Source organism: Fibrobacter sp. UBA4309, assembly GCF_002395745.1.
Taxonomy (GTDB): Bacteria; Fibrobacterota; Fibrobacteria; order Fibrobacterales; family Fibrobacteraceae; genus Fibrobacter.
On the sequence record NZ_DGUN01000049.1, the window covers coordinates 1 to 23,896 of the forward strand.

The 23,896-nt window shown below is 54.5% G+C and carries 22 protein-coding genes and 3 tRNA genes; 17 read left to right on the forward strand and 8 right to left on the reverse strand.

Annotated features, from left to right (window positions below; genetic code table 11):
- Positions 1 to 2,180 (reverse strand): excinuclease ABC subunit UvrA (uvrA, locus tag B3M32_RS06060; protein ID WP_290744230.1); only part of this gene is annotated, 2,180 nt, incomplete at its 3' end.
- A gap of 295 nt (positions 2,181 to 2,475) precedes the next feature.
- On the opposite strand from uvrA, the gene B3M32_RS06065 reads away from it, so the two are divergent.
- On the forward strand, positions 2,476 to 3,063 hold the full coding sequence (locus tag B3M32_RS06065; RefSeq protein WP_290744232.1) for a zinc ribbon domain-containing protein: 588 nt from the start codon (positions 2,476 to 2,478) through the stop codon (positions 3,061 to 3,063).
- Between the two features lies 1 nt (position 3,064).
- On the opposite strand, the gene B3M32_RS06070 is transcribed toward B3M32_RS06065, so the two are convergent.
- Entirely contained in the window at positions 3,065 to 4,408 is a 1,344-nt protein-coding gene (locus tag B3M32_RS06070; protein WP_290744234.1) for an MATE family efflux transporter, read from the reverse strand.
- 252 nt (positions 4,409 to 4,660) lie between these two features.
- Here B3M32_RS06070 and B3M32_RS06075 point away from each other — a divergent pair, with 252 nt between their 5' ends.
- Together B3M32_RS06075 and B3M32_RS06080 are read left to right on the forward strand one after the other, a co-directional pair.
- Positions 4,661 to 6,649: a carbohydrate-binding domain-containing protein gene (locus B3M32_RS06075; RefSeq protein WP_290744236.1), complete on the forward strand. Its 1,989-nt coding sequence runs from the start codon at positions 4,661 to 4,663 to the stop codon at positions 6,647 to 6,649.
- A 130-nt stretch (positions 6,650 to 6,779) separates the two neighbouring features.
- Positions 6,780 to 6,852, forward strand: a tRNA-Ala gene (locus B3M32_RS06080).
- A gap of 111 nt (positions 6,853 to 6,963) precedes the next feature.
- Here B3M32_RS06080 and B3M32_RS06085 read toward each other — a convergent pair.
- Positions 6,964 to 7,401: a DUF3332 family protein gene (locus B3M32_RS06085; protein ID WP_290744238.1), complete on the reverse strand. Its 438-nt coding sequence runs from the start codon at positions 7,399 to 7,401 to the stop codon at positions 6,964 to 6,966.
- A 230-nt stretch (positions 7,402 to 7,631) separates the two neighbouring features.
- Here B3M32_RS06085 and B3M32_RS06090 point away from each other — a divergent pair, with 230 nt between their 5' ends.
- The gene (locus B3M32_RS06090; protein WP_290744240.1) at positions 7,632 to 9,137 is read left to right on the forward strand and encodes an extracellular solute-binding protein; all 1,506 of its coding nucleotides are present in this window, start codon (positions 7,632 to 7,634) and stop codon (positions 9,135 to 9,137) included.
- Positions 9,138 to 9,146: 9 nt separating this feature from the next.
- Positions 9,147 to 10,886: a sensor domain-containing diguanylate cyclase gene (locus B3M32_RS06095; RefSeq protein WP_290744242.1), complete on the forward strand. Its 1,740-nt coding sequence runs from the start codon at positions 9,147 to 9,149 to the stop codon at positions 10,884 to 10,886.
- 58 nt (positions 10,887 to 10,944) lie between these two features.
- Here B3M32_RS06095 and B3M32_RS06100 read toward each other — a convergent pair.
- The 4 genes from B3M32_RS06100 to B3M32_RS06115 all read right to left on the reverse strand — a co-directional run bounded on the left by B3M32_RS06100 (position 10,945) and on the right by B3M32_RS06115 (position 13,718).
- Positions 10,945 to 11,018: transfer RNA gene (locus tag B3M32_RS06100), tRNA-Pro, on the reverse strand.
- Positions 11,019 to 11,115: 97 nt separating this feature from the next.
- On the reverse strand, positions 11,116 to 11,844 hold the full coding sequence (locus tag B3M32_RS06105) for a hypothetical protein (RefSeq protein ID WP_290744244.1): 729 nt from the start codon (positions 11,842 to 11,844) through the stop codon (positions 11,116 to 11,118).
- Positions 11,845 to 11,862: 18 nt separating this feature from the next.
- Positions 11,863 to 12,030: a hypothetical protein gene (locus tag B3M32_RS06110; RefSeq protein WP_290744246.1), complete on the reverse strand. Its 168-nt coding sequence runs from the start codon at positions 12,028 to 12,030 to the stop codon at positions 11,863 to 11,865.
- Between the two features lie 38 nt (positions 12,031 to 12,068).
- Positions 12,069 to 13,718 (reverse strand): hypothetical protein, encoded by a 1,650-nt coding sequence (locus tag B3M32_RS06115; RefSeq protein ID WP_290744248.1) that lies wholly within the window; start codon positions 13,716 to 13,718, stop codon positions 12,069 to 12,071.
- Between the two features lie 84 nt (positions 13,719 to 13,802).
- Here B3M32_RS06115 and miaB point away from each other — a divergent pair, with 84 nt between their 5' ends.
- From miaB to argS, 9 genes are all read left to right on the forward strand, one after another.
- Positions 13,803 to 15,125 carry a tRNA (N6-isopentenyl adenosine(37)-C2)-methylthiotransferase MiaB gene (gene miaB / locus B3M32_RS06120; RefSeq protein WP_290744250.1) on the forward strand — a complete coding sequence of 441 codons (1,323 nt, stop codon included), beginning with the start codon at positions 13,803 to 13,805 and terminating at the stop codon, positions 15,123 to 15,125.
- A gap of 103 nt (positions 15,126 to 15,228) precedes the next feature.
- Entirely contained in the window at positions 15,229 to 16,101 is an 873-nt protein-coding gene (locus B3M32_RS06125) for an SPOR domain-containing protein (RefSeq protein WP_290744252.1), read from the forward strand.
- Positions 16,102 to 16,179: 78 nt separating this feature from the next.
- Positions 16,180 to 16,263, forward strand: a tRNA-Leu gene (locus tag B3M32_RS06130).
- A gap of 31 nt (positions 16,264 to 16,294) precedes the next feature.
- Positions 16,295 to 17,032, forward strand: a complete 738-nt coding sequence (locus tag B3M32_RS06135; protein WP_290744254.1) for a hypothetical protein — start codon at positions 16,295 to 16,297, stop codon at positions 17,030 to 17,032.
- A 5-nt stretch (positions 17,033 to 17,037) separates the two neighbouring features.
- Positions 17,038 to 17,385, forward strand: a complete 348-nt coding sequence (panD, locus tag B3M32_RS06140) for an aspartate 1-decarboxylase (protein ID WP_290744256.1) — start codon at positions 17,038 to 17,040, stop codon at positions 17,383 to 17,385.
- A 23-nt stretch (positions 17,386 to 17,408) separates the two neighbouring features.
- Entirely contained in the window at positions 17,409 to 17,978 is a 570-nt protein-coding gene (locus B3M32_RS06145) for a hypothetical protein (RefSeq protein ID WP_290744258.1), read from the forward strand.
- Positions 17,979 to 18,003: 25 nt separating this feature from the next.
- On the forward strand, positions 18,004 to 18,429 hold the full coding sequence (locus tag B3M32_RS06150; protein ID WP_290744260.1) for a LytR C-terminal domain-containing protein: 426 nt from the start codon (positions 18,004 to 18,006) through the stop codon (positions 18,427 to 18,429).
- Positions 18,419 to 18,835: a ribosome silencing factor gene (gene rsfS, locus B3M32_RS06155; RefSeq protein WP_290744263.1), complete on the forward strand. Its 417-nt coding sequence runs from the start codon at positions 18,419 to 18,421 to the stop codon at positions 18,833 to 18,835. The genes B3M32_RS06150 and rsfS overlap by 11 nt, the downstream gene beginning before the upstream one ends.
- Positions 18,822 to 20,549 (forward strand): arginine--tRNA ligase, encoded by a 1,728-nt coding sequence (gene argS, locus B3M32_RS06160; protein WP_290744265.1) that lies wholly within the window; start codon positions 18,822 to 18,824, stop codon positions 20,547 to 20,549. Before rsfS ends, argS begins: the two co-directional genes overlap by 14 nt.
- Positions 20,550 to 20,643: 94 nt before the next feature.
- On the opposite strand, the gene B3M32_RS06165 is transcribed toward argS, so the two are convergent.
- Positions 20,644 to 21,759, reverse strand: coding sequence for a fibrobacter succinogenes major paralogous domain-containing protein (locus tag B3M32_RS06165; protein WP_290744267.1), 1,116 nt, complete (start codon positions 21,757 to 21,759; stop codon positions 20,644 to 20,646).
- Positions 21,760 to 21,859: 100 nt separating this feature from the next.
- On the opposite strand from B3M32_RS06165, the gene purU reads away from it, so the two are divergent.
- From purU to pyrE, 3 genes are read left to right on the forward strand one after another with little or no spacing between them, the layout of a single operon-like run.
- Positions 21,860 to 22,705 (forward strand): formyltetrahydrofolate deformylase, encoded by an 846-nt coding sequence (gene purU, locus B3M32_RS06170; protein ID WP_290744269.1) that lies wholly within the window; start codon positions 21,860 to 21,862, stop codon positions 22,703 to 22,705.
- 8 nt (positions 22,706 to 22,713) lie between these two features.
- Positions 22,714 to 23,199 (forward strand): hypothetical protein, encoded by a 486-nt coding sequence (locus B3M32_RS06175; RefSeq protein ID WP_290744271.1) that lies wholly within the window; start codon positions 22,714 to 22,716, stop codon positions 23,197 to 23,199.
- An 18-nt stretch (positions 23,200 to 23,217) separates the two neighbouring features.
- Positions 23,218 to 23,889: an orotate phosphoribosyltransferase gene (pyrE, locus tag B3M32_RS06180; protein ID WP_290744273.1), complete on the forward strand. Its 672-nt coding sequence runs from the start codon at positions 23,218 to 23,220 to the stop codon at positions 23,887 to 23,889.
- Positions 23,890 to 23,896 lie beyond the last annotated feature (7 nt).

Below are 23,896 nucleotides of genomic sequence, written 5' to 3' on the forward strand. Positions count from 1 at the left end.
CCCTTCACGTTGAAGCTGAAACGGCTCTTGCTGTAACCGCGAATCTTGCTTTCTTCCATGCTCGCGAAAAGGTCACGCACATCGTCCCAAATCTTGGTATACGTCGCCGGATTGCTTCGCGGCGTGCGGCCAATCGGCGTCTGGTCGATTTCAATCACCTTGTCGATGTTTTCAAGGCCTTCCAGGTGGTCGAACTTGCCCACCGGTTCTTCGGAATTGTAGAACACGCGGGCCAGTTCTCGACGCAGAATCTGGTTGATGAGCGTACTCTTGCCGGAGCCCGAAACGCCCGTCACCACGGTCAAGGCGCCATCGAGCGGAATTTCTACATCGATGTTCTTGAGATTATTCTCGGCGGCACCGCAAATCTTGAGTTTCGGCGTATTCTTGTCAATCTTCTTGCGCTTTTCGGGAATCGCGATGGCCTTGCGGCCGCTCAAGTACGCACCCGTCAGCGAAGCCTTGTTCTTCTCGAGTTCTTCGACAGTCCCTGCCGCAATCACGCGACCGCCTTCCACGCCGGCACCCGGCCCCACGTCAATCACGCAGTCCGCATGGCGCATGGTGTCTTCGTCGTGTTCCACGATAATCAGGGAGTTGCCCTGCGCACGCAAATGCTCCAGCATCCCGAGCAATTTATCGTTATCACGCGGGTGGAGCCCGATGCTCGGCTCGTCAAGTACGTAAAGCACGCCCTGCAAGCCGGCGCCCACGGCACTCGCAAGCCTGATTCGCTGCGCCTCGCCGCCGCTCAACGTAGACGCCTTGCGGTTAATCGTCAAATAACCGAGCCCCACTGCATTGAGGAACGAAAGTCGCCCGCGGATTTCCTTCAAAATCTCCTTGCCGATCCGCTTTTCTTTTTCGGACAAATCGAGCTTGTTGAAAAATTCCACCGACTTCTCGACGGACCATTCCGTCATCTCGGTCAGATTCACGCCATGGAACGTGACCGCATTCGCCGTGCGGTTGATTCGCGTGCCGTGGCATTCGGGGCATACGCCTATCTGCATATACTTGCGGAAATGGTATATGTGCCACATGTCCCACAGTTCTTCCATGATGGGCATGATTCCCCGTTCGCTCCCGCTGGGCGTGCCGTACAAGACGGCATCCTGTTGCGCCTTCTTGAGCTTGTTCCACGGCGTATCGAGCGAAAAATGCATCTCGTTTGCGATGTTGCGTAAGTTGCGGCGGCCGAAGTCGCTGAAAATCAGCGTACCGTCGTCCTTCTTGATGGTCGCGATGCAACCTTCCTTGATAGACTTCGTCTTGTCCGGGATAATCAAGTCCAGGTCGAACTTGTAGCTTTCGCCCATGCCCTTACAGGCGGGGCAGCGGCCCTTCGGGTCGTTAAAGCTGAAGAACCGCGGTTCCAGTTCCGGAATAGAGATGCCGCACTTAGGGCAAGCGAGCAGCGTTCCCTGCAAGCGATATTCCTCGGCGCCATCCTTCCCCGGCGCATTCAGCAAAAAGCTCACCAACGTTCCGTCAGTCAATTTCAGCGCGCCTTCCAGCGCCTCACGCAGGCGGCTCATGTTCTTGCGTTCCAGCGTCAGGCGGTCAATCACCGCTTCAATCGTGTGTTTCTCGTAACGCACGAGTGCAGGAACATCTTCCAGGCGGTAAATCGTGCCGTCCACGCGGGCACGCACAAAACCGTTTTCCTTGAGTTCGGCAAGTTCCTTGCGGTATTCGCCCTTGCGCTCCTGCACAATCGGCGCCATCACCGTAATCTGCTTGCCCTCGTCGCTCACATACAAATTATCGACAATCTGGTCCACCGTCTGTGCCTGGATCACGCGCCCGCAATCGGGGCAGTGCGGCACGCCAAGGCGCGCAAAAAGCAAACGGTAATGGTCCAAAATCTCGACCACCGTACCCACCGTGGAACGCGGGTTCCTGTTCACCGTCTTCTGGTCAATCGAAATCGTCGGCGAAATGCCGCGCACACTCTCCACCTCGGGGTGTTTCATACGGCCGATGAACTGGCGCGCATACGCCGAGAGCGACTCCACGAAGCGCCTCTGCCCTTCCTGGAACACTGTATCGAAAGCGAGGCTCGACTTGCCCGAACCGGAAACGCCGGTCACCACCACGATAGAATCGCGTGGAATGGAAAGGTTCACATGTCTAAGGTTATGTTCGTGTGCGTCGCGTATCTCGATGGACTTTGTCATACCACAAATATAGGAAAAGACTCCCCCGACGCTCAAAAACGGCTCTGTCGGGTCAAACTGTACACTTGTGCCCGGCTAGCAAAAAATCCTCAATCCGTAAGCCCTTCCAAAACTGTTTTTCGGCTGCATGACCGATGTTTTTACGCTGAAATGACCGTTCGGCGGTCCGCAGCATGTTCGCAGCTATACGGCCTGGCCCGACAGAGCCAGAGGGTCATTTTCGCAGCTTTTTCGCAGTTTCGACCCAAAAGTACGGCCTGGCCCGACAGAGCCATAGTAAATAAAGGAGAAAAACATGGAAATTAAATTTTGTCAGAGCTGCGGAATGCCGCTTACGCCAGAAATCCTCGGCACCAACGCCGACGGTAGCAAGAACGAAGAATACTGCATCTACTGCTACAAGGACGGCGCGTTCACCGGCGACTTCAACATGGAACAGATGGTTGAATTCTGCTCGCAGTTCGTCGATGAATTCAACAAGAACACCGGCAAGAACCTTACTCGCGAAGAGTACAAGGTGGAGCTGCGCAAGTATTTCCCGACGCTCAAGCGCTGGCGCCTCCCCGCGGACCAATTGCCGCATGCCACTTCGCCCATGAAGCAGAAGTTCATTGAAGAAGTCAACGCCCTCGGCGTCAAGGACATGCCGACAATCGACAACCTCTTTGTTCTGCAGGGCTCGTTCATCAATCAGGAATACAAGATCAACGGCAACAGTGTCAAGCTGTTGGACGATAACGCAAGTTACTGGGGCAACCAGGTCGAAAAGATTGGTGCCGAAGGCCGCTGCTTCGGAATCGCCTGCGACGAACGCTACATTCTCGTGAGCGAATACGGCAAGAACGGCGCCGATGCCGAAATCGTCGTATTCAAGAAACGGTAATTCAGCGGCCTTGCCGTTTGATGTTGTAGAAATAAATCCCCATGATAACGGAAATCGTGAGAATCCAGCTGACAGGATAAACAACCATCAGCGAGGTGAACGTCTTGTACTTGGGGAATACGAAAATCACCCAGAGAATGCGGATGCCGCAGACGCCCACCATGCAGGTAATTGCCGGGGAGAGCGACTTGCCCATTCCGGAAAGCGCTCCCGAAAACACGTCCAGAAAAACGTTGATGGCGAGAAGCCCCACTACCACGTACATGCGGATGGATGCGATATCGATGATTTCTGTATTGGACGTAAACACGCTCAACATGGGCCTTGCAAAAATGCAGCAGAGCGCGCTCAATACGATAGTGGACGAACACCCGAGCAGGAGCGTCCAGCGGACCGTGCGTCGGCAGCGTTCCATGTTCTTTGCTCCGTAGTTCTGCCCCACGAAGGTCACGCACGCTTGAGAAAATGAATTCAGCCAGTAGTACACCACGAATTCGTAGTTGAGGGCGATGGACGAGGCCGCCACCGTGGCAGAACCGAGGCTGTTGATGGCAGACTGCAAACACACATTGCTGAACGAGAACACGACGCCGCGAAGCCCCGTCGGGAGACCCACGCGCAATATGCGGCTCAAGAAGAAGGGCGTCACGCGCAACTTCCAGAATTCCAGCCTGAAGGGGCCTACCTCGTGCAAAAGCATGTAGAACAGGGTAATTCCGCTGATGACGTTGGCGATGACCGTCGCAATCGCAACACCCGATACACCCATGTCAAAGCCCGCTACAAGAATCAGGTTCAGGGCGACGTTCACGGCACCCGCTACCATGAGCACGTAGAGAGGTCGCTTTGTATCGCCCTTGCTGCGCAGGATGGCCGCGATAAAGTTGTAGATCATCACGAAGGGCATGCCGGCAAAGTAGATTTGCAGGTAAAGTACCGCCATGTCCAATACGTCCGAGGGAGTCGAAATCAGTTCGAGAATCGGCCTTGCAAAAAAGATTCCCACAAACGAGAGGAATATTCCGCTGAAAAACGCCACCATCACCGACGTATGGACGCTGCGGGTCACGGAGCGGTAGCTGCGCGCACCGATGGAATTGGCCACCACCACGTTCGCGCCCACAGAAATCCCGACGAACAGGTTGATGAGCATGTTGATGACGAACGTGTTCGCGCCCACGGCCGCCAGGGCCTTGTCACCCGCGAACTGCCCCACCACGGCGACATCTGCCAGGTTGAACATCTGCTGGAAAATGCTGCTCAAGGCAATAGGGATGGCGAACCTCAGGATTTTTCTTCCGAGGGGCCCGTTCAGCATATCGATGTTCGTCTTTGACGCCGCCATGCGATTCCTTGAAAACGGGCGTAAATTTAGTTTTTTGCAAGATAAACGTCCGCCAGCCCGTTTTTTTTGCAAGCGCGAAATTCCGCGTTTGTGCAAAAATTTTTTAACACTATTGTTTCTGTAAATTTACATTGTTTAAAAATCATAAAATTTCGGCGATGTTGTTTTACGCCTCAACGGAAATTCGTGTAAGAAATATTTGCGATTTTCAATTAAAACCTATATTGATACAAAATAAACCAGGAGTGTGATATGAGATTGATGAAGTTGCCGATAGTTGCCGTTTCTGCAGCTTTAGGTATAGTGGCTTGTTCTGGCGATCCGGCGACGGCTCCTATCGAGGGCGACATCGGCGCAGTAGAGAATTCTTCCGGCATCGACGGTTTTTACGACCTGAGTTCCGGCAGCGTCATCCCCGGCACAGATTTTTCCAGTTCCAGCATCCTCCCCGGCAGTTCCAACAACATCCTCCCCGGCAGCTCCAACAACGTGGTCCCCAACAGCTCCGGCAACGTCACCCCGGGCCGTTCCAGCAACGCTTTCCAGGGCATTTCCAGCAACGCTTTCCATGGCACGTCCAGCTCTAGCGTCGGCGGAGTAACTCCCGGTGGCGGTGATAGCGGCGACGTCGAGGGAGACAACGAAGACGCGCGCACATTGAACGGCACGCAGATTCTCCTGAAACTTGCTGGTACGTCGGCAACTGTCGAGAACAACAACGGCTGCGTCGAGGTCGCCGACAAGAAGGCCACCATCACTTGTCCGGGAGCCTACTACGTGACCGGCGAATCGTCCGATTTCCAGGTGGTAGTGAACACCCCGGGTGCCGAGAACGAAGGCAACACCGGCATCTACCTCTACAACGCGACCATCAAGAGCGCGAATTCCCCCATCCTCGTGGCGAACGCCGACAAGACGGTGCTCCACCTGGTGAAGGGCACCACCAACGTGGTGGAAGACGGTAACGGCAACCATCTGTTCACCAAGGTCAACGGCGCGCAAGATACCTCGAAGGCCGCCATATACGCGAGGGACGACCTCAACATCAAGGGCGCGGGCTCGCTCACCGTGAAGGGCAAGTTCAAGAACGGCATCCAGTGCAGCAACGACCTCAAAATCAAGAACGGCAATATTACGGTCGAAGCCGAAGAGAATGCCGTCAAGGGCAAGGGCAGCCTCCAGATTTCGGGCGGCACGCTGAACCTTACGGCCAAGAAGGGCGACGGCCTTGAAAGCGATGAATGCGAAGAAGCCCAGGACGGCTCGTGCAAGAACATCATCGATGGCAAGGGCATCGTGAACATCTCGGGCGGCAGCGTCACCATCAATGCCGCAGACGACGGCATCGACGCAGCGAACTTTATCCGCATCAGTGATTCCACCGAAGCTTCCACGGTCAAGGTCACGGCTACGGGCAAGGGCCTCGTTGCCGAAAAGTTCATCTACGTGGACGGTGGCAAGACCGATGTCAAGTCCAATGGCGACGACGCGCTGCACACCCACTGGCAAATTCACTTGAACGGCGGCGAAGTGACGGTCAACGCTAAGGACGACGGCATCCATGCGGACTCCGCTTTGTACATGAAGGGTTCTACAATCAACGTTGTCACTGCCTCCGAAGGCATCGAAGCTTACAGGATATTTGCCGAGGGCGGCATCACCTCCACCTTTGCGACAAATGACGGCTGGAACGGTGCCGGCGGCCCGAAGGACCCGAATGCAGGCGGTCTTTCCTCGTTCAGCGAAAGCGGTGGCCACATCGTAGTGAGCGGCGGCTACCACTATATCTCCTCGAAGGGCAACATGATCGACGTTTTCGACGCGAACGGCTCCGGCAAGATGACCGGCGGCGTGCTCATCCTCGAAATTACCGGCCAGAGCTATGAGAGCCAAGGCGGCATGGGCATGGGCATGGGTATGGGCTGGGGCATGGGCGGCCAGGGCGGGAACAACTGCGAAGCCTACAACATGGCCGGCGGCCTCATCGACACGGATACGGGCTTCGAGATCACGGGCGGCGTGCTGCTCGCCTTCGGCGACTTCTCGACGGACACTCCGGGCTGCGCTTCACAGACCTACAACAACAGCAGCTACTACGGTACCGACAAGGCCGCATTCAAACCGACATACCAGGGAAAACACATCTTCTACGGTGGCGACGTCAAGTCCGTTAGCCAGGTGAATACCGCCGGCATGACGGAAGTCAAGTTCCCCAACGGCGTGAGCTACATGTACAAGTAACAACCTCGCCCCGAAGCATTACCTTCAGAAACGAGATGCCTGCACCTAGCGGACATCTCTTTTTTTGGGGATTTTTGCATTTTCCCGCTTGACGGAACCCCCAAGATAAGATATATTTGGCTCACCTAATGGGGATATAGCTCAGTTGGTAGAGCGACAGGTTCGCAATCTGTAGGTCATGGGTTCGACTCCCACTATCTCCACTCAAAAGGCCGGCTTTTTCGCCGGCCTTTTGTTTTTTTCAGGGCAATTTACGAAGTAAAACAAAAACCCCGGCATGAGCCGGGGTCCTCTAAAATCAATCAAGCAATTAATTACTTGGAGATTTCGTACTGAGCAACGAGGTTGCCTTCTTCGTCGAGGGCGCGAACCACGTTTTCATCGCGCTGGAGGGTCATCTTGGCCTTTTCGCCAGCAGCGGTGGTCAGTTCGACAGACATGGTGCCATCAGCATTCTTGACAGCGGCAATTTCGTTGCCCTGAGCGTCCTTTTCATAGTAGGAGTCGCCAGAAGCGAGCGGATTGGAGCCAGTCCAGAATTCGACAGTGTTCAGCACGAGACCGTCAATGAGGCCCCAGCAGATGCCGTAGATGCCGAAGATGAACAGGATGAAGTGAACGATAGAGTTGAGCCACTTGTTGCCCAGCGTGCCGTTCCACTTGTGGAGCTTCTCGAAGCAAGCGTTGCTGCCATAGCAGCCAGAGAGAACGATCATGCTAGCGCAAAGAAGCGTAACGATACCTTTTTTCATTTTATTACTCCTTAAGGATGAAGTTTATCGTGTTTTACGACTGAAAAAAAATATAACTAAAAAAAACACAAATTACGAAAAGGTTACCTTTTTTTTAAAAAAAATTTCCCCCAGAAGCCTTTCCATGCTCCAAAGGGGTCCTTTGGGGAGCGAGTTTCGTCTTATTTACGAACAAAAATGTGATTTTTTTGCTTTTTTTGTGTAGTTTAACAAAAAAAACGGAGAGGTACATGAATTTTGCCGTCAAGCTCATGACCACAGCCCTGCTATTCGCGTTTTCCGCCATTTTCGCAGCAAAGCCCCTAACTATATGGATTATGCCAAACGGGGCATCCCCGCAAGAAAAGCTGGAGCAACTGCTCGAGAAGTTCACAAAGAACACGGGAATTCCCACCCAGGTAGAGGTCCTGGACTGGGGCGAAGCCTGGAACCGCATTTCGACCATGCTCGAAACCGGGAACAACGCGCCCGATGTACTGCAACTGGGCACGACATGGGTCCCGTATTTTGCCGCACGTGGCGAACTCAAGCCCCTTAACGCATTCACCGACAAAATCGATTCCAGCCGGTTCATCCCCGTCTCGTGGTACACGTCGCACATCGATTCCGACACCACCGTCTATTCTGTCCCGTGGTTCATAGACATCCGTCCCGTGCTCGGCAACAAGCGCATCATGGCGAAATACGGCATATCGCCTGCGGACATCGAAAACTACAAGGGCTTCAAGGACGCAGTCCGCAAGGTGAACCAGGGCAAGGAATACCTTGAAGACGGAAGCAAGATTCACGGTTACGCGCTCCCCGGCAAAAGCGACTGGAACATCCCCCACAACTTCGCCCCCTGGGTATGGAGCCACGGAGGCTCGTTCGTAGAGAAAGACAAGGACGGCAAGTGGCGTTCAAACATCCTCTCACCACAAACTCTCGAGGGAATAGCCAAGTACGTTTCATTCGTCATCGACACCCTCGTTCCTACCGATGCCCTGCAAGCGAATTCCGCGCAAATCGCGCAGCAGTTCAACAACGGCGAGCTCGCGTTCATCGTGAGCACGGCAGAAGTCGTGATGCAGACCCGCATCCACAGTTCGCAGGGAGGGCTATCGAATTCCCGCATCGGGGAAGACGGCGTAATCGCATTGCCTTTCCCGAAGGGAACTGCGGGCAGCGTGAGCTTCATCGGGGGGTCGAACCTCGCCATTCCAGCGAAAAGTACCCATAAGGACGCGGCAAAGCTCCTGCTTTTCTTGACCGAAGACAAGAGCCTCGACGAATACACAAAGCAAATCGGGTTCCTCCCCCCGTCCAAGGCCGTTCTTACGTCCTGGGCCGAAGACGAAGCGTACAAGGGCCTAGTATCGCAGTTGGAAACCGGCAAGACATACCCGGCACTCCCCGAATGGGGCGAAATCGAGCAGTCGCTTGTTTCCATGTTCAGCGCCGTATGGGACCACCTGGAACTCCCTGTACCCTATTCCGAAGAAAAGCTCTACCAGATATTCAAGAACTATTCTGACACCATCAACAACCAGCTCGGCTACACGCCGACAAACACGACGACCTTCGCTGAATTCCAGGACATCTGGAGAAAGGCGACCGGCAACACGAAAGCCCCCAAGAAAGACGACAAGAAAGACGCATCTACCGAAGCCAAAGGCATAAATCCGACCCCGTACATATTCTTCTTTGTTTTAATCGTAAGTTTCCTTTTTTCGTACACCCGCAAAAGAAAAAGGTAAACTAGATTCATGAGCAAAAAGAATGTCCTAAAGCTATCCAAGAGCATCATTGTAAAAAGCCTGCTGCTCCTTGTTTCTACAATGGCGATAGTCACCATTGGCGGCACATACTATTTTGCCAAGCGTCAAAGCCAGATGACACTCATGTCGGCCGACGAAACGAACAACGTCCACCTACAGCAGATGTCTTCAGCGCTCCACAACGAACTGTTCCAGTTCGGGAATCAGCTCACGCTTCTAGCCAAGGCTTCTGAAATCAAGAGCATGGACCCGTCCACCTCGACCAGCTACCTCAAGAGTTACAACATCTCCCCGCTGTTCATATCGGGCGAAAGGGTCTCTCTTTACGACCGCAACGACAGTCTCATCTGCGACAACGCGATGATCGCATCCGTCCCAGCAAAATACCCCGTCGACTTTTCCAAGATAACACCGCACAGGCCGTTCATCTCGGGGTGGTACCGCGATTCGGACAACATGCGTCCCAAGCGGGCTTTTGCGACAGTCGTCGCCGACAACGCCAAGGGGAACGGCAGCCTGGTCGCCAGTTTTTCGGCGCAAAGGCTCTGGAAAGTCCTTTCCGAAAGCAAGGTCGGCAAAAACGGCTACTACATCGCCATAAACTCCGAAGGCGAAATCCTGTTTCACCCCGACCTAGAAACGTGGCTTACCGAGTCTCACAAGATTGCGGAAACCGGCATCACGGGACTCGATCCCAAAACCGACGAAATTGACGGAATCAAGTTCTATACGCTATCCGACAACCAGGCCTACCTCGCCAACTACGTGTACGACGCTTCCTACGATATAGGGCTTTTGTCGCTACAGCCCAAGTCCGAAATCGACGAACAGGTGTCCTCGCTCCTGCTCGTGAGCCGGGTCATGCTTGTCACGGCACTTATTGCGATCCTGCTCATCTCGTTCTGGCTCTACCGCAAGCTGGTTCTCCCGATGGGGCGGTTTATCCAGCACACCATCGTGATATCGGAAGGCGACATAGAAGCCCCGGACATTGACGTCGGCACAAGGCAAGACGAAATCGGCATCCTTGCCAAGCATTTCAACATCATGCATCACACCATCAAGCGTCAAATCGCGGAGCTGAATGCGCACCGTGAAATGCTTGAACAGGAAGTACAGGAACGCACGAAGGAACTGGAGGAGGCCAACAAGAAGCTGGACCTGATTTCCAGGACCGACGAACTTACCGGGCTCCCCAACCGCCGCGACATGAACCAGACTATCGAGAAGGAGAAGGGCAGAAGTGCCAGAACCCGCAAGCCGTTCTGCTTCATCTTCTTCGATATCGACCATTTCAAGTTCGTGAACGACACCTACGGACATGCCGCCGGCGACGACATCCTAAAGGCCGTATCCAATACGGTACGCGGGCTTCTCCGCAAATACGATGTCCTCGCCCGCTACGGCGGCGAAGAATTCCTGACATTGCTCCCGGAAACGGATATTGAGGGGGCGAAAATCGTGGCGGAACGTTTCCGCAGAAAAATCGAAAAGATGAGCGTGATGCACGGGACCTACAAAATCAAGGTGACCATAACCCTGGGCGTATCCCAGTTCGACAGCGAACTCGGCATCGACAGGAGCATCCAGCTTGCAGACAAGGCGCTGTACGAAGGAAAGAACTCGGGACGCAACCGCGTCATCGTCTACGACCCGAACAGCACTACCGAAGAAGATTACAACCGGGCTGCCATGGACAAGGCCGGTCCGGGCATGAAAAAGAAATAATTTTTCCGAAAGCCTGTAAAAAAAGCCCGCCGGTTGCGAAAACCTGCGGACTTTTTTATCGGGATGACTGAATTCGAATCAGCGACCTCTTGAACCCCATTCAAGCGCTCTACCAGGCTGAGCTACATCCCGAGGACTCTTACAAGAGTGAACCAAAGTTAGTTAAAGTCGGGTCTTTTTTCAAGGTAAAATACCGAAAAAAAGCCGAAATCAATCCATTTTTGCGGAATTATTCATTCCAATAACCGACGACCAGCACCTCGGGTGTTGCCTTCGGGAATTTCTTGCTCTTGAACGAAACGACCTTGCGAATGCTCTTTTGCTTGAGTTCCCAACCTTCGCGCTTGAGCCCCTTCGTCGAGAGCGTCACCTTGATGCCGGGCACCTTGCCGCCTTCCTTGATCTCGTCGAGCTTGTCGATATTGAGCATCACGTTTTTCTTCTTGATGGAGAACTCCTTGGACGAAGCGGCATCGAGCGTGATGTCCGGACGGGCCTTCTTGTCGGTTTCCCACACGTAGAACGTCCATTCGCGCTTTTCGCCCTTGCTGTAGTAGCCGGCATCGAACATCTTTTCGCCAAAGAAGACTGGCGTCTTCACGAAGCCTTCAAGGCTTGCCGTATAGGGTTTGCCATCGGTACCGACCATCACGACCAGCGCATTGATGGGGCCTTCCATGCCGGAAAAGTCCATGTCGAATTCGATGTTGATGGCTCCACCGGGAGCGATTTTCGTCGGATACTTGAAGTTGGACATGCCGACGCCCTGTCCCATGACGTTCTCGAGCGTGATTTCCTTCTGGGAAACGTTTGCGCCCTTCAGCGAAATATGCTTGACGTCGCCCTGGTTGACCTCACCTATCGGATAGGTCTCGGGGACAAAGAGAATGGCATCGACGGCAAAAACCTGGGAAGAAACGGCCAAGGCCGCAGCAAAAGCAATATTCTTAAAATCCATGCTTCCAATATAGTAATTTCAGCGGAGGATTTCCATCTCGACAAGGAATCGGTAAAAGCAAAGCGCCGACACGCCCAAGATGAACACAAGCACGATTACGAACTGCACCGGATGCTCGCGAAAACTGTAATCCGCCTTGCCGTAAGAGAACTGCCCGCGGACAATCGCACTTATGAAAAGCGCCAAAAAGATTAATGCTAGCAGAAGGGACATGAAATTTCGCGTTAACGGGATTTCAATAGTAGCTTATTATTTTCTTGGAGGCCGTCGTTGTCGAAGCGGACGGTGGGATTCTTGCCGCTCTTGTAGGCTTCTTCGCTCTCGAAAAGGGAGAGCGCCACGGAAACGCCAGGCTGGGTTGCAAGATTTGCCTCGCCCACCGGAACATCGCCGCTAAACGAGAATTCCTGCGAAGAGCCGTCCTTGAACGTACCCTTGGGAATGCGGACGGTTTTGCCCAACTGCGCAATGGCCGTACCTGTGCTATCCACAAATTCAGCAACCAAATACACATCGAAGAAACAGGGCGCCACGCCGGTGTTCTTGACGGTGATATTCAAAGTGTTCGTCGCAACATTGCCTGTAGCGGTGTCGGCGGCCGTAACCGTCTGCAGTTCCGCCTGCGTCACGGTAAAGTTGTACCCGATAACTTTGCTCATGGAATCGGCCAGCGCCTTGTTGTCCTTGTAGAAATAGTAACCGCAGTCGTTGTCCTGGTCCAACACGTAGTAGGTCAGGTGCGCCGTGGTAATCGCATCCACCCAGCGTTCCGCAGTCCACTTCTGGGTGCCTCCGGGAATCAGGTCGTCATTGGCCAGCATCGTCCTGTAACCGGCGATATTCTCGGCGATAGTCGGGAGGTTCGCGTTGTATGCCCGCAGCAAGGTATCGGGCCTGCCGGGAATGCCGATGAACCCGTCGTCGCGCTTGGTAATGCCGAGGTCGAGCGCATGCGTATAGACATCGCCAAAACCGTTGGAAGGCAGCACCAGCTGGGTCTTCTTGAACACGGACGCATAATAGTCCAGCATATCCTTCAGCACCGAGTCGGCGGGCATCACGCTCCCCAACATGTGCGAGGTGTGCCATTCGCCCCATTCGCCAAAAGTGCGGACATCGATGTATTCGATACGCGGGTCGCCGTCGTATTTTTCGGCCAGGGCCTTCGCAAACTCCTTCGCCGCCCAGATATAGATGGAATCGTCCCAGACGGGAGCGTACGCATGGAAATCCGTCCCCCGCAAGTCAATCTGGATTTTCTTCGCACCCATCTCATAGACAAAGGGCGGAGTCCAGTCGTATTCTTCTTGGGGCGGGAAGTCGCTCTTGATAAACGATGGCGTGTACGGCAGCACGCGCAAGGCGTAAGTCATGTTGTGCTCGGCAAGTGCGTTCAGCAGTTTTTCCAGTTCCGTCCAGTCGTAAACGCCCTTTGCGGGGTTCAGCTTGTTCCATTGCTGGTAACCGGAACCGTACGAAACCAGGTCCCACGCCCTGTTGTTCAAGGAACCGTAAGGGCCGTATTCGAATTCCGGAACAAACGTCCACGCGCCACCGGTCGGCACCGTGAATCCCTTGTGCGGGTTGGAAAGCGGCCCATCGAAAGGCCTGAGCGTGTAGGTGATCTTGGTGGTGTCTGCTTTGATTGCGACGGAAGAGTCTGCGCTACTGGATCCTATCGCTCCGCTCCAGGATGACGATGTGAGTAAAGAGCTACTAGACGCAACTTCTGCCGAAGAACTCGGCGTCACTGCAGACGAAACCGACGCGGTATCCGAAGAACTTGATTCCTCGACCGCACTGCTTTCGCCGCCCTCCGGGCCAGCACTGCTACCATCATCGCCACAAGCGACAAGCAGCACCGCTGCGGTCATCAGAACAATCTTCCCAAGAGATTTGCTAAAGGGGTCCGTCATATTTTAAGTATAACAAAAAAATTATTTGCTAAATTTACATACATGAAAAAATACCACTTGGCCACATACGGCTGCCAGATGAACGAGTACGACTCGGCGATGATTGCCCAGGAGCTCGACATGAGCGGTTGCGTCGAGACGAGCAACCAGGAAGATGCCGACTTCATCATCGTGAACACCTGCAGCGTACGCGAAAAAGCCGAGGAAACCGCCATCGCGAACATCAGCAAGCTCAAGTACCTGAACAAGAAGAACCCCGACGTGAAGGTGGTCGTTTGCGGCTGCATGGCAAAGAATCGCGGGCCGGAACTTTTGAAGCGCCTGCCCAACGTGAGTTACATCGTGGGCCCGGACCAGTACAAGAAAATTCCGGAACTGCTGCTGGGCGACGCCAAAAGCCCGTTGCACCTGACGCACCACAAGATGTTCATCGACGGGGATCTGAGCGAGAACTACCTGGGCGAATACGCAAAGCTCCAGAACGACTTCACCACCTTTGTCGCCATCCAGCGCGGTTGCAACAAGCGCTGCAGTTACTGTATTGTGCCGTACCTGCGCGGGCCGGAAAAGTACCGCGACATGGAAGACGTTCTTGCCGAAGTGCGCAAGGCGGCCGACAAGGGCATTACCGAGGTGACGCTCCTTGGCCAGACGGTGAACGCCTACAAGACGGAAGGCGGGAACTTTGCGGACCTGCTTACGAAGGTTTCTGAAATCGGTGGCATCCGCCGCATCCGCTTTACAAGCCCGCACCCGAGGCATTACACGAACGAGCTCATCGACGTGCTGCTGAATAACCCGAAGGTCTGTCACTACGCGCACATCCCTATCCAGAGCGGCTCCGACGCTATGCTCAAGAAGATGCGCCGCCAGCACAACATGGAGCAGTACCTCTCGATTATCGAACAGCTGCGGAGCCACGACCCGTTCTACGGGATTTCGACGGACGTGATTTGTGGTTTCGTGGGCGAAACGGAAGAAGATTTCGAGCAGACGCTCAAGGCTTTTGAAACGTGCCAGTTCGACTCCGCCTTCATGTTCATCTACAGCCCGCGCAAGGGAACGGAATCGTACAAGGAAGCGGAGACTCTCACCGAGGCCGAAAAGAACGAGCGCCACACGCGCCTGGTGGAACTGCAGAACGCCATCACCCTCAAGCGCAACCAGATGATGCTGGGCCGCACCGAGGAACTCCTGGTAGAAAAGAACTCCGTGCGCGACGAGACGGAACTGCGCGGCCGCACCGACAACTTCAAGAAGGTGGTGTTCAAACCGGAAGTTGGCCGCATCGTGAAGCCTGGCGACTACGTGAAGGTGAAACTCGACGACATTCGCGGATGGACAATCCGCGGGACGCTGGTGTGAAGTGTGGGGTGTGAGGTGTGGGGTCGCGCCTTCGGCGCTTTGAGGTATGAGGTGTAAGATGTGGGGTGTGAGATGTGGAATGTGGAATGAAAGGTTTAAGGTAATGAAGATGAAGTTTTGGAATTTTCGCGGAATTGCCGCTATTTTGTTCTTGATTTGCAGTACAAGCGCGTTCGCGCAGTCAATCGCCGATGCGCAGAAGGCCTATGTAGCCGGCAAGTGGAAAGAAGCGGCCGCCGCATACGAGGCTGCGTGTCCCAGGGAACCCAGGGAAAAACAGCCGGAATGTTTCTTGTGGGACGTCCTCGCGCTATCGCAGACGGGCAACGCCCAGTCGTTCAAGATTGCGGGCAAACGCCTCGACAGCCTTATCCAGACAACGAGCCCGCAAAATACGATTTACGCGGACCTCATGATGACGAAGGCCCAGTTCCAGATGTACCTCGGGAAGTTTGACGGGGCATCGGAATCCCTGATCCACGCCATCGAGACATCCCAGCCCAACCAAAAAGCCGTCCTGCAGAAAGTCTGCACCGCCCTCCAGGCCAAGACAAAGAAGGAATCCCTCGTAGAAGCCTGCAAGAGGCTGGATTCGGCATCCGTTTCTACCCAGGAAAAAGCCCAACCGCCTGCGGCAGTTCAAACCGCCGCCCCCGAAAAATCCAAGACCGCCGAGCCGGCAAAAGTCGAGACACCCGCAGGCGCCGAACCCGTCAAGAGCGCTGAACCGGCAAAGAGCACGGAATCCTGGTATCTGCAGTTGGGAGCGTTCGGAGTCAAGGCCAATGCCGATCTTTTGGTGAGCAATTTGAAAAAGAGGGGCATTTCTTGCACCATCGAAGAACGCAAAGGCGAGACGAAAACCTTGTTCGTAGTGCTTACCGGCAATTTCGAAACCAAGGAAAAAGCAATTGACTTCGGGGCACAGAAATTGGCTCCGCTAAATGTCGAATTTCGCGCTTTTTCAAGGAAATAATGCTTAAAATCACCAATTTTTTGCATTTCACCCCCTAGGAATAAACAGATAATTGTACTATATTTGCTACGCACCCTGGCCGGGGTGGTGAAATTGGTAGACGCGCCGGACTCAAAATCCGGTACTCGCGAGAGTGTGAGGGTTCGATTCCCTCCCCCGGCACTAAAGAAGGAAAGGATTACAAGAGGTCACAATGGCAAAATGGCATAAGTTGTTGTTCACTCTACTGGTTGCAAGCTCGGTCGCTTTTGCACAGTACGGCTATGATGATGACGATGCCGCCACTGAGGAAGCGGAAGAGTCCAGCTACTCCTATGGCAGCGACGAAACCGCCGACGAAGACGAACCCAGCGTCGGGAAAGCAAACGCCAGCGGCGATGAATGGGAAGGTTTCCGTTACGAAGAAATGGGCCTCACCCAGTGGGAATTCCAGCAGATCAAGGAAGCGGGCATTTCTAGGGACAAGCTGACGAGAATCGTCGAACTCGGCGTCCGTCCGTCCGAATACCTCCAGAAGCCCTGGGAAAAAATGGGCATTACCGAAGACGCCTGGCTCGCCCAGCGCTCCGAAGGCATGGAAGATGCCGACATCGACCGTTCTTACCGCAATAACCACGGTGACCAGAGCTACGCCTACCTTTCGCTCCTTGTTCCCAGCCTTTACCAGTGGAAAAAGAGCGACCTCGTGAAGGCCACATTTATCGATGCAGTGTGGGTTCTCGGCGTTGCCACGACAGTCTACCTGAAAATGGACAACAACTCGAGCTGGTTCTACGCTCTTATCCCGGTTGTCGGCGCCCACATCTATTCTTTCGCCGATGCATTCTTCGGCACCCAGTGGGATAGCAACCCCGATGCGAACCGTTTCAGCTTTGGCGTTCTCCCCACTCCCGACAAGGGCGTTGCGGGAATTCTCCAGATGAAGTTCTAGAAAATATGCAACTGGAATTGCTGAAAAGCAAAATTCATCGTGCCACCGTGACAGACGCGAACCTCAATTACGAGGGTTCGATCACTATTGCACGTGACCTGATGGACGCGGCCAAGATCCTCCCCTACGAAAAGGTCGGGGTCCTTGACGTGAATAACGGCAACAGGCTCGACACCTACGTCATCGAAGGCCCTGCCGGTTCCGGTGTTATTTGCCTGAACGGCGCCGCGGCCCGTCTGGTGCAGCCTGGCGATCTCGTGATCATCGTGGCCTACGCGACCATGAGCGAAGAAGAAGCCAGGTCGTGGAAGCCCACCGTAATCCACGTAAACGCCAAGAACGAAATCGTCTAGCCCAAATTATCTATATTCCCAATATGCGGTTATTGTTGCTGACAATCGCCTTGGTTTCGTTTGCCCTTGCGGAATCGCCCGTAAAAGCGGATTCTGCCGCACTTGTAATGGCCGCACCCCCCGACACCATCTACGATACTGTCTACGTCGCCATCGATGACGGGATTCCCTGGAACCGCGAGCATTTCGACCCGGACCGTCTGCTGCGTCACGAAACGTTCGACCCGGCACTCTCCGTGGCATACACGTACTCCCTGAACTTCATGGGCGGCACATTCGGCTCCTTCGCCCAGCAAAGCTACCTGGCACATCTCGCCTACGCGTTTTCGCCGGAACTCCACCTATATGCGAATATCGGCCTCTGGATGCCCCTGTATTCAAATTTCCGTTTCGGCACCCCGATTGCACGAGAAGATGTACGCCAAGGCAACGTAGACGTGATCTTGCCGGATGTCTCGCTGGAATACAAGCCCAACGACAACATGACCTTCAGGCTGATGTTCGTTAACGAGAGCGACGCCTTCAAGGCCTACGGTCCTGCCCGCTATTTATACGGAAGGTGCTTTTCATCGCATCCGTATTATTGCAGATAGAACATTTTTTCTATCTTTGGGAACAATGCGTTTTTATACCGGTATAACAGTCTGTTTCACCTTCCTGCTGGCGTCTTTCTTGCTCGGGTGCGAAGAAAAAAAGAACGCCCCGGTCGTCGAAGAGGTACGTTCGTACAAGGGCGACGTGGAGGTCCTGAACAGCTGCGGAATACCGGGTGCCGCATCGAAAATGACCGCATACCTCCGTAGCAAGGGCTTTGACGTCGTCAGTTCCCGGAACGACCGCCTCCAAAACTACGACGAGACGATTGTCGTCCTGAGGGATTCCATCCCATGGGAAGGGGCCGAAGCGCTGGCCAGGACCCTCAAGACAAAGAACGTCATGACCATCAAGGATGAACGGCGCAGTTTTCTGGTGGCATCCATCTATATCGGCAAGGACTTTAAACAAATAATCGAACCCGAACAGGGAGAATCCAATGACAACTAAGAACCAAGAATTGCCTCAGTCCGTAAGCATCGGCGCAAGCATCCTGTTTGAACTGCGCGCCCAGAACGTGCAGCTGATCGACCTGCGCGGCATCAAGGACGTAACCGACTTCTTCCTCGTCGCCACCTGCGATAGCGAAGCCCAGATGCAGGCCATTCTGAACGAACTGCGCAAGGAATTCAAGGCCGCCAAGCTCCCGTCCGTGGGCGTGGAATACAAGGAAGGCGTTCGTTGGGCCGTGTTCGACGCCGGTCTCGACCTGATGGTGCACCTGTTCGAAGAAGAAAAGCGTAACGAGATTTCGCTCGACCGTCTCTATGCCGACGGCAAGATCGTGGAACTCGACGAAAACGACTTTGTAAAGAAGACTACCAAGAAGAAGAGCAGTGAAGATGAACTCGTTTGAGCAAGAAATCGCAGAGGCGCTCGCCGCCACCGGCTCCTTCGAGAAGGAAGCCGCATTGAAGCTTATCTCCGTGCCGCCTGACACGAGCCACGGCAACTTCACCATCCCGTGTTTTTCGCTCGCGAAGGTGATGCGCAAGGCCCCGAAGATGATTGCCGAAGACCTCGCCGCCCAGGTGAAGCTCCCCGCAGGCCTCTCGAAGGTCGAAGCCGTGAACGGCTACCTGAACTTCTTCATCGACCGCGGATTCCTCGCGAAGTCGACTCTCGAAGAAATTGCCGCGAAGGGCTTGGAATACGGGTACGCCGCCCCGAACGGGAAAGTCGTCTGCATCGACTTCAGCTCCCCCAACATCGGCAAGGAACTCGCCTTCCACCACCTGCGCTCCACGATGATCGGGAACTCGCTTTCGCGCATCTACAAGGCCGCCGGCTACAAGGTGGAACGCATCAACCACCTGGGCGACTGGGGTACCGCATTCGGCAAGCTCATCGTGATGTACCTGCGCGAAAACCGTCCGACGGATGACGCCACGCTCGATAGCCTCACCGTGAAGGAACTCAACATCCTTTACGCAGCCTTCTCCAAGGCCAGTAAAGAAGAACCCGGCCTCGAAGACGAAGCGCGCGCCGCATTCACCAAGCTCGAACAGGGCGACGAATTCTACCGCAAGCTCTGGACCGCCTTCCGCGCGGCAACGCTCAAGGAACTCATGCGCATCTACGACATGATGGGCGTGGGCTTCGACCACTACACCGGCGAATCCTTCTTCGAAGACAAGATTCCGGCCATCCTCGACGAACTCCGCGAAAAGAACCTGATGGTCAAGAGCCAGGATCTGGACGTGGTGATGCTCGACGAGTTCGACCTGAACCCCTGCCTTATCCGCAAGAGCGACGGCTCCACGCTGTACGCGACCCGCGACCTCGCCGCCGCCTGCTACCGCAAGAAGGAATACAACTTCGACAAGTGCCTTTACGTGGTGGACCTCGGACAGGCTCTGCACTTCAAGCAGGTGTTCCACGTTTTGAAGAAGATGGGCCGCGAATGGTACAAGGACATGTACCACATTCCGTTCGGCGTGATTCTGCAGCTGGTGGACGGCAAGTGGGAAAAGGGCAAGACCCGCACGGGGACTGCAAGCCTGCTTCGCGACGTGATTGAAGCCGCCCAGAAGAAGATTCTCGAATTCATCGACGAGAAGAATCCGAATCTTGAAAACAAGGAACTCATCGCACGCCAAATCGGTATCTCGGCACTCACCTTCAACGACCTCAAGAACAGCCGCCTGAAGGATGTGCGCTTTGACTGGGATGCCGTGATGAGCTTCGAAGGCGATACCGGCCCGTACGTGCAGAACGCCCACGTGCGCCTCTGCAGTATTATGCGCAAGGCCGGCATTGAACGCGCGAACCTCGCCGCCGCAATCAAGGACGTGAACTTCGCCGAGCTTACCGACGATGCCGCCTACAGCCTCATCAACCTGCTCGCCAAGAAGGGCGAAAAGATTCTGGGTGCCGTTGCCGGTGACGAACCGAGCGTGCTCGCTCAATACGCCTTGGAAATCGCGGAAGCCGCGCACAAGTTCATCCACGAAGACCGCGTGCTCGGCAGCCCCGAAGAGAAGTCCCGCCTGTTCCTGGTTCAGGCCACGCAGATTGTGCTCGAAAACGTACTCGACCTGTTAGGACTGTTCCCGATTAGGCAGATGTAAAAAAAAACGCAAGCCCTACGGGCTTGTGTTTTTTTCAATTGAGAATTGATGATTGACAATTGATAATTATCAATTATACATTATCAATCATCAATCAATTTCCGTTGATGCAGCGGACGGAGTAGGCGTTGTTCTTGGCGTTGCTCGGCACGAGCTGACGGACCATCTGGTCGCTCATGCGGCCCATGGACCAGAGCCAGATAGTTTCATTACGTCCGTTCTGGGCGCTCCAGAAACCGGCATATTCACCCATCTCTTCGTAGCGGACCGTAGACTTGCCGATCAGCTTGCGATAACCCGATGAAAACACGGAGAAGCCGTATTCGTCGGTACCGCCGCCGCCCTGCCAACCGGTCGTAGCCTTCATCTTGCTGGCAAACTTTTCGCACTTGTCGACACCGTCATAGCAGCCGGTCAAGCCCTTGAGCATGTCGTCCCATTCGCGGTCACGCGGCAAGTGCCAGCCCTGCGGGCAAGCCTTGCGGGCACCTTCGAGATCATAGAGACGGCCACTGCGGAGGCAATAGTTTTCCTTGTCTTCGTAACACCAGGAATGTCCTTCGACATTGTAGTTGGCGTTCTGGGCAAACCATTCGCGACCTTCCACCTTGATGGTACGGTACACCTGGCCGTCGCGCGGATCCTTGAACATTCCGGACTTGTCGCGAATGTCGGAGCGATGTTCCTGTTCGGCCTTGCGGAATTCGACCAGCTTTTCGCGCTTGTATTTCTGGTAGCCTTCGAGCTTGGTCTTCCAGTGCTCCTGAGCCTTGGCGTTCAGGAACTTGAGTTTCAGGTCGCCCACGGCATAGAGTTCATTGCCGCAAGCAAGGTCGACGCCCGCAATGTCGACAATCAGCGAGTCGCCATCAAAAACCATCGGCTTGTTGAAATAGGAAATCCAGGCTTCCATGGTTTCGTTGCACCTGGCGTAGAAGTTTTCCTTTTCGATTTTTTCGGCAGGCACAGTCATGTTTCCAGAAACGGAGAATACGAACTGTCCGTCATTTACCTTGAACGAAACAGGCTGCACTTCCTTGTAGTGCGTGTACTTGCCCATGCGGATGTTGCCTTCGATCTTTGCCGCGGCGTAATCCCCTTCACCTTCAGCATTGAAAATGGAATCCCAGGTCTTCTGGATAATCGCAAATGAAGATTCGGCCATCAGCGCAAAAGCACAGGCAACCGTCGTAATTTTTAGTTTCGTCACACTCAGCCTTCTTTTTTGAATGTTTTTCAATGCGCAAATGTTAGCTTTTTTTTCAGCCCCCCTCAAGGCGTCCGTCCCCCAAATTAGCTACATTTTACATATGGCAACAAATCGCTTTATTTTACAGATTCTCTGCCCCGACCAAAAAGGCCTTATTGCCGGTACCACGCAGGTACTGGCCAAGGCGGGGGCGAATATTATCGACCTGCAGCAGCATACCGCCAAGGATATCGAAACTTTCTTTTTACGAGCTGTTTTCGACATGGAATCCGAAGATATCCAGGAAGTCAACAAGCATCTCGAAACGCTAGCCCCGCACCTGCAGCTTAACTGGAAACTGTTTGACACGTCCAAGACCGAACGCGTGGCCATTTTCGTTTCCAAGACGGACCACTGCCTCTACGACCTCCTCCTGAAGCACCGCGACGGCGACCTGCCCTGCGAATTCAGTTGCATCGTAGGCAACCACCCCGACCTGGGCCCCGTGGGCGGCACCTTCGGCGTCCCGTTCTACTACGTCCCCAGCAACCCCGACAAGAGCATTCCCGAAAACCGTTTCCGCGAAATCATCGCCGAGACCCGTACCGATACGGTTGTCCTCGCCCGCTACATGCAAATCTTGAGCGAAGCCTTTACCGAGGAATTCAAGTACCGCATCATCAACATCCACCACGGATTCTTGCCGGCATTCAAGGGCGCCAAGCCCTACCACCAGGCCTGGCACAAGGGCGTGAAGATTATCGGCGCCACGGCGCATTTCGCCACCGAAGACCTGGACCAGGGACCGATTATCTGCCAGGATATCCAGCGCGTGCCCGAAACGGCCAGCATCGACGAACTCGTGGAACTCGGCAAGGATATCGAAAAGCGTACGCTGTCCCAGGCGCTTAAGCTCTGGCTTGAACACCGCGTTTTCGTACACGCCGGAAGAACATTTATCTTGTAGGAGCAATTATGTCCGAAGAATTCCAGAACGAACAAACCAACGAAGAAACGCTGCAGAACGTCCAACCGGCAGAAGCAGTCACGGAAACCGCAGCCCCGGAAGAACCGCAACCGGAAGTCGCCGAACCGGCGTACACGCCCGACATGACCCAGCCCCAGGTCATCGTCCAGAAAGAACGCGGCTTTGCGCACTATGTCGGCTTCGCCCTGCTTTGCGTGCTCTGCATCTGTTTCTTCTTCATGCCCGGCATCGCGATCACCTATGCCGTGAGCCGTCTTGTCACGCTTAACGGAGCCGCCGCCTGGATCTTCAGCGCCATCCTGAGCGTTGTCGCCTGGCTCATCTTCAAGATCAAGATTAAGGGATTCAAGACATCCTTCTACTGGTACATCGGTCTTTGCGTCGTAGTCCTGGTCCTCCTCATCGCCATCCAGGTCATCACCGAAGCCAACGTGTTCGCGAACATCCTCGCCCTCCTCGCCGGAGCGGCATAATACTAACCACTGCTTACTATGAACACCAAAGATCAATTCGTACATTTTTTGGTCGAGGCCGGAGCCCTCAAGTTCGGCAACTTCGTCACGAAGAGCGGCCGCGAGACCCCGTATTTCATCAATACCGGAGAGTTCCGCACGGGAGCGACGCTTTCCAAGCTTGCCGAATTCTATGCGGCAGCCTACATGGAACACTTCGACGGCAAGGCGCAGAACCTCTACGGCCCGGCCTACAAGGGCATTCCGCTTTGCGCCGCCACCGCGATGAAGCTCAGCGACGTCTACGCGAAGAACCTTACGTTCACCTACAACCGCAAAGAAGTCAAGGATCACGGCGAAGGCGGCTCGCTCGTCGGCTACAAGTACAGTGAAAAGACGAACGTTGTGATTATCGAGGACGTGATTACTGCCGGCACGAGCGTAAACGAGACCATGCAGGCGCTTTCGCAGATTGAAAACGCGAACGTCATCGGGCTCCTCATTTCGGTGGACCGCAAGGAGAAACTCGACAACGGCAAGTCCGCGCTCCAGACGGTGCAGGAAGAATACGGCATCGAAGCCCATTCCATCGTGAACATCAACGACATCATCGCGTTCCTCGAAAGCGAAGAGAACCGCAAGGCAATCAACGCCCCCGAAGGAATTCTCGACAAGGTGTACGCCTACCGCGAAAAGTGGGGCGCCAACTAGTCCCGAC

Excerpts from the sequence above, each read along its gene's own strand:
- pyrE (WP_290744273.1), top strand. The coding sequence starts at position 23,218 with ATGAACACCAAAGATCAATTCGTACATTTTTTGGTCGAGGCCGGAGCC.
- B3M32_RS06150 (WP_290744260.1), top strand. The coding sequence starts at position 18,004 with ATGCGTTTTTATACCGGTATAACAGTCTGTTTCACCTTCCTGCTGGCG.
- rsfS (WP_290744263.1), top strand. The coding sequence starts at position 18,419 with ATGACAACTAAGAACCAAGAATTGCCTCAGTCCGTAAGCATCGGCGCA.
- B3M32_RS06065 (WP_290744232.1), top strand. The coding sequence starts at position 2,476 with ATGGAAATTAAATTTTGTCAGAGCTGCGGAATGCCGCTTACGCCAGAA.
- purU (WP_290744269.1), top strand. The coding sequence starts at position 21,860 with ATGGCAACAAATCGCTTTATTTTACAGATTCTCTGCCCCGACCAAAAA.
- B3M32_RS06115 (WP_290744248.1), bottom strand. The coding sequence starts at position 13,718 with ATGACCGCAGCGGTGCTGCTTGTCGCTTGTGGCGATGATGGTAGCAGT.
- B3M32_RS06070 (WP_290744234.1), bottom strand. The coding sequence starts at position 4,408 with ATGGCGGCGTCAAAGACGAACATCGATATGCTGAACGGGCCCCTCGGA.
- argS (WP_290744265.1), top strand. The coding sequence starts at position 18,822 with ATGAACTCGTTTGAGCAAGAAATCGCAGAGGCGCTCGCCGCCACCGGC.
- B3M32_RS06075 (WP_290744236.1), top strand. The coding sequence starts at position 4,661 with ATGAGATTGATGAAGTTGCCGATAGTTGCCGTTTCTGCAGCTTTAGGT.
- B3M32_RS06090 (WP_290744240.1), top strand. The coding sequence starts at position 7,632 with ATGAATTTTGCCGTCAAGCTCATGACCACAGCCCTGCTATTCGCGTTT.
- B3M32_RS06135 (WP_290744254.1), top strand. The coding sequence starts at position 16,295 with ATGGCAAAATGGCATAAGTTGTTGTTCACTCTACTGGTTGCAAGCTCG.
- B3M32_RS06095 (WP_290744242.1), top strand. The coding sequence starts at position 9,147 with ATGAGCAAAAAGAATGTCCTAAAGCTATCCAAGAGCATCATTGTAAAA.
- panD (WP_290744256.1), top strand. The coding sequence starts at position 17,038 with ATGCAACTGGAATTGCTGAAAAGCAAAATTCATCGTGCCACCGTGACA.
- B3M32_RS06145 (WP_290744258.1), top strand. The coding sequence starts at position 17,409 with ATGCGGTTATTGTTGCTGACAATCGCCTTGGTTTCGTTTGCCCTTGCG.
- B3M32_RS06125 (WP_290744252.1), top strand. The coding sequence starts at position 15,229 with ATGAAGATGAAGTTTTGGAATTTTCGCGGAATTGCCGCTATTTTGTTC.
- B3M32_RS06105 (WP_290744244.1), bottom strand. The coding sequence starts at position 11,844 with ATGGATTTTAAGAATATTGCTTTTGCTGCGGCCTTGGCCGTTTCTTCC.
- B3M32_RS06085 (WP_290744238.1), bottom strand. The coding sequence starts at position 7,401 with ATGAAAAAAGGTATCGTTACGCTTCTTTGCGCTAGCATGATCGTTCTC.
- miaB (WP_290744250.1), top strand. The coding sequence starts at position 13,803 with ATGAAAAAATACCACTTGGCCACATACGGCTGCCAGATGAACGAGTAC.
- B3M32_RS06175 (WP_290744271.1), top strand. The coding sequence starts at position 22,714 with ATGTCCGAAGAATTCCAGAACGAACAAACCAACGAAGAAACGCTGCAG.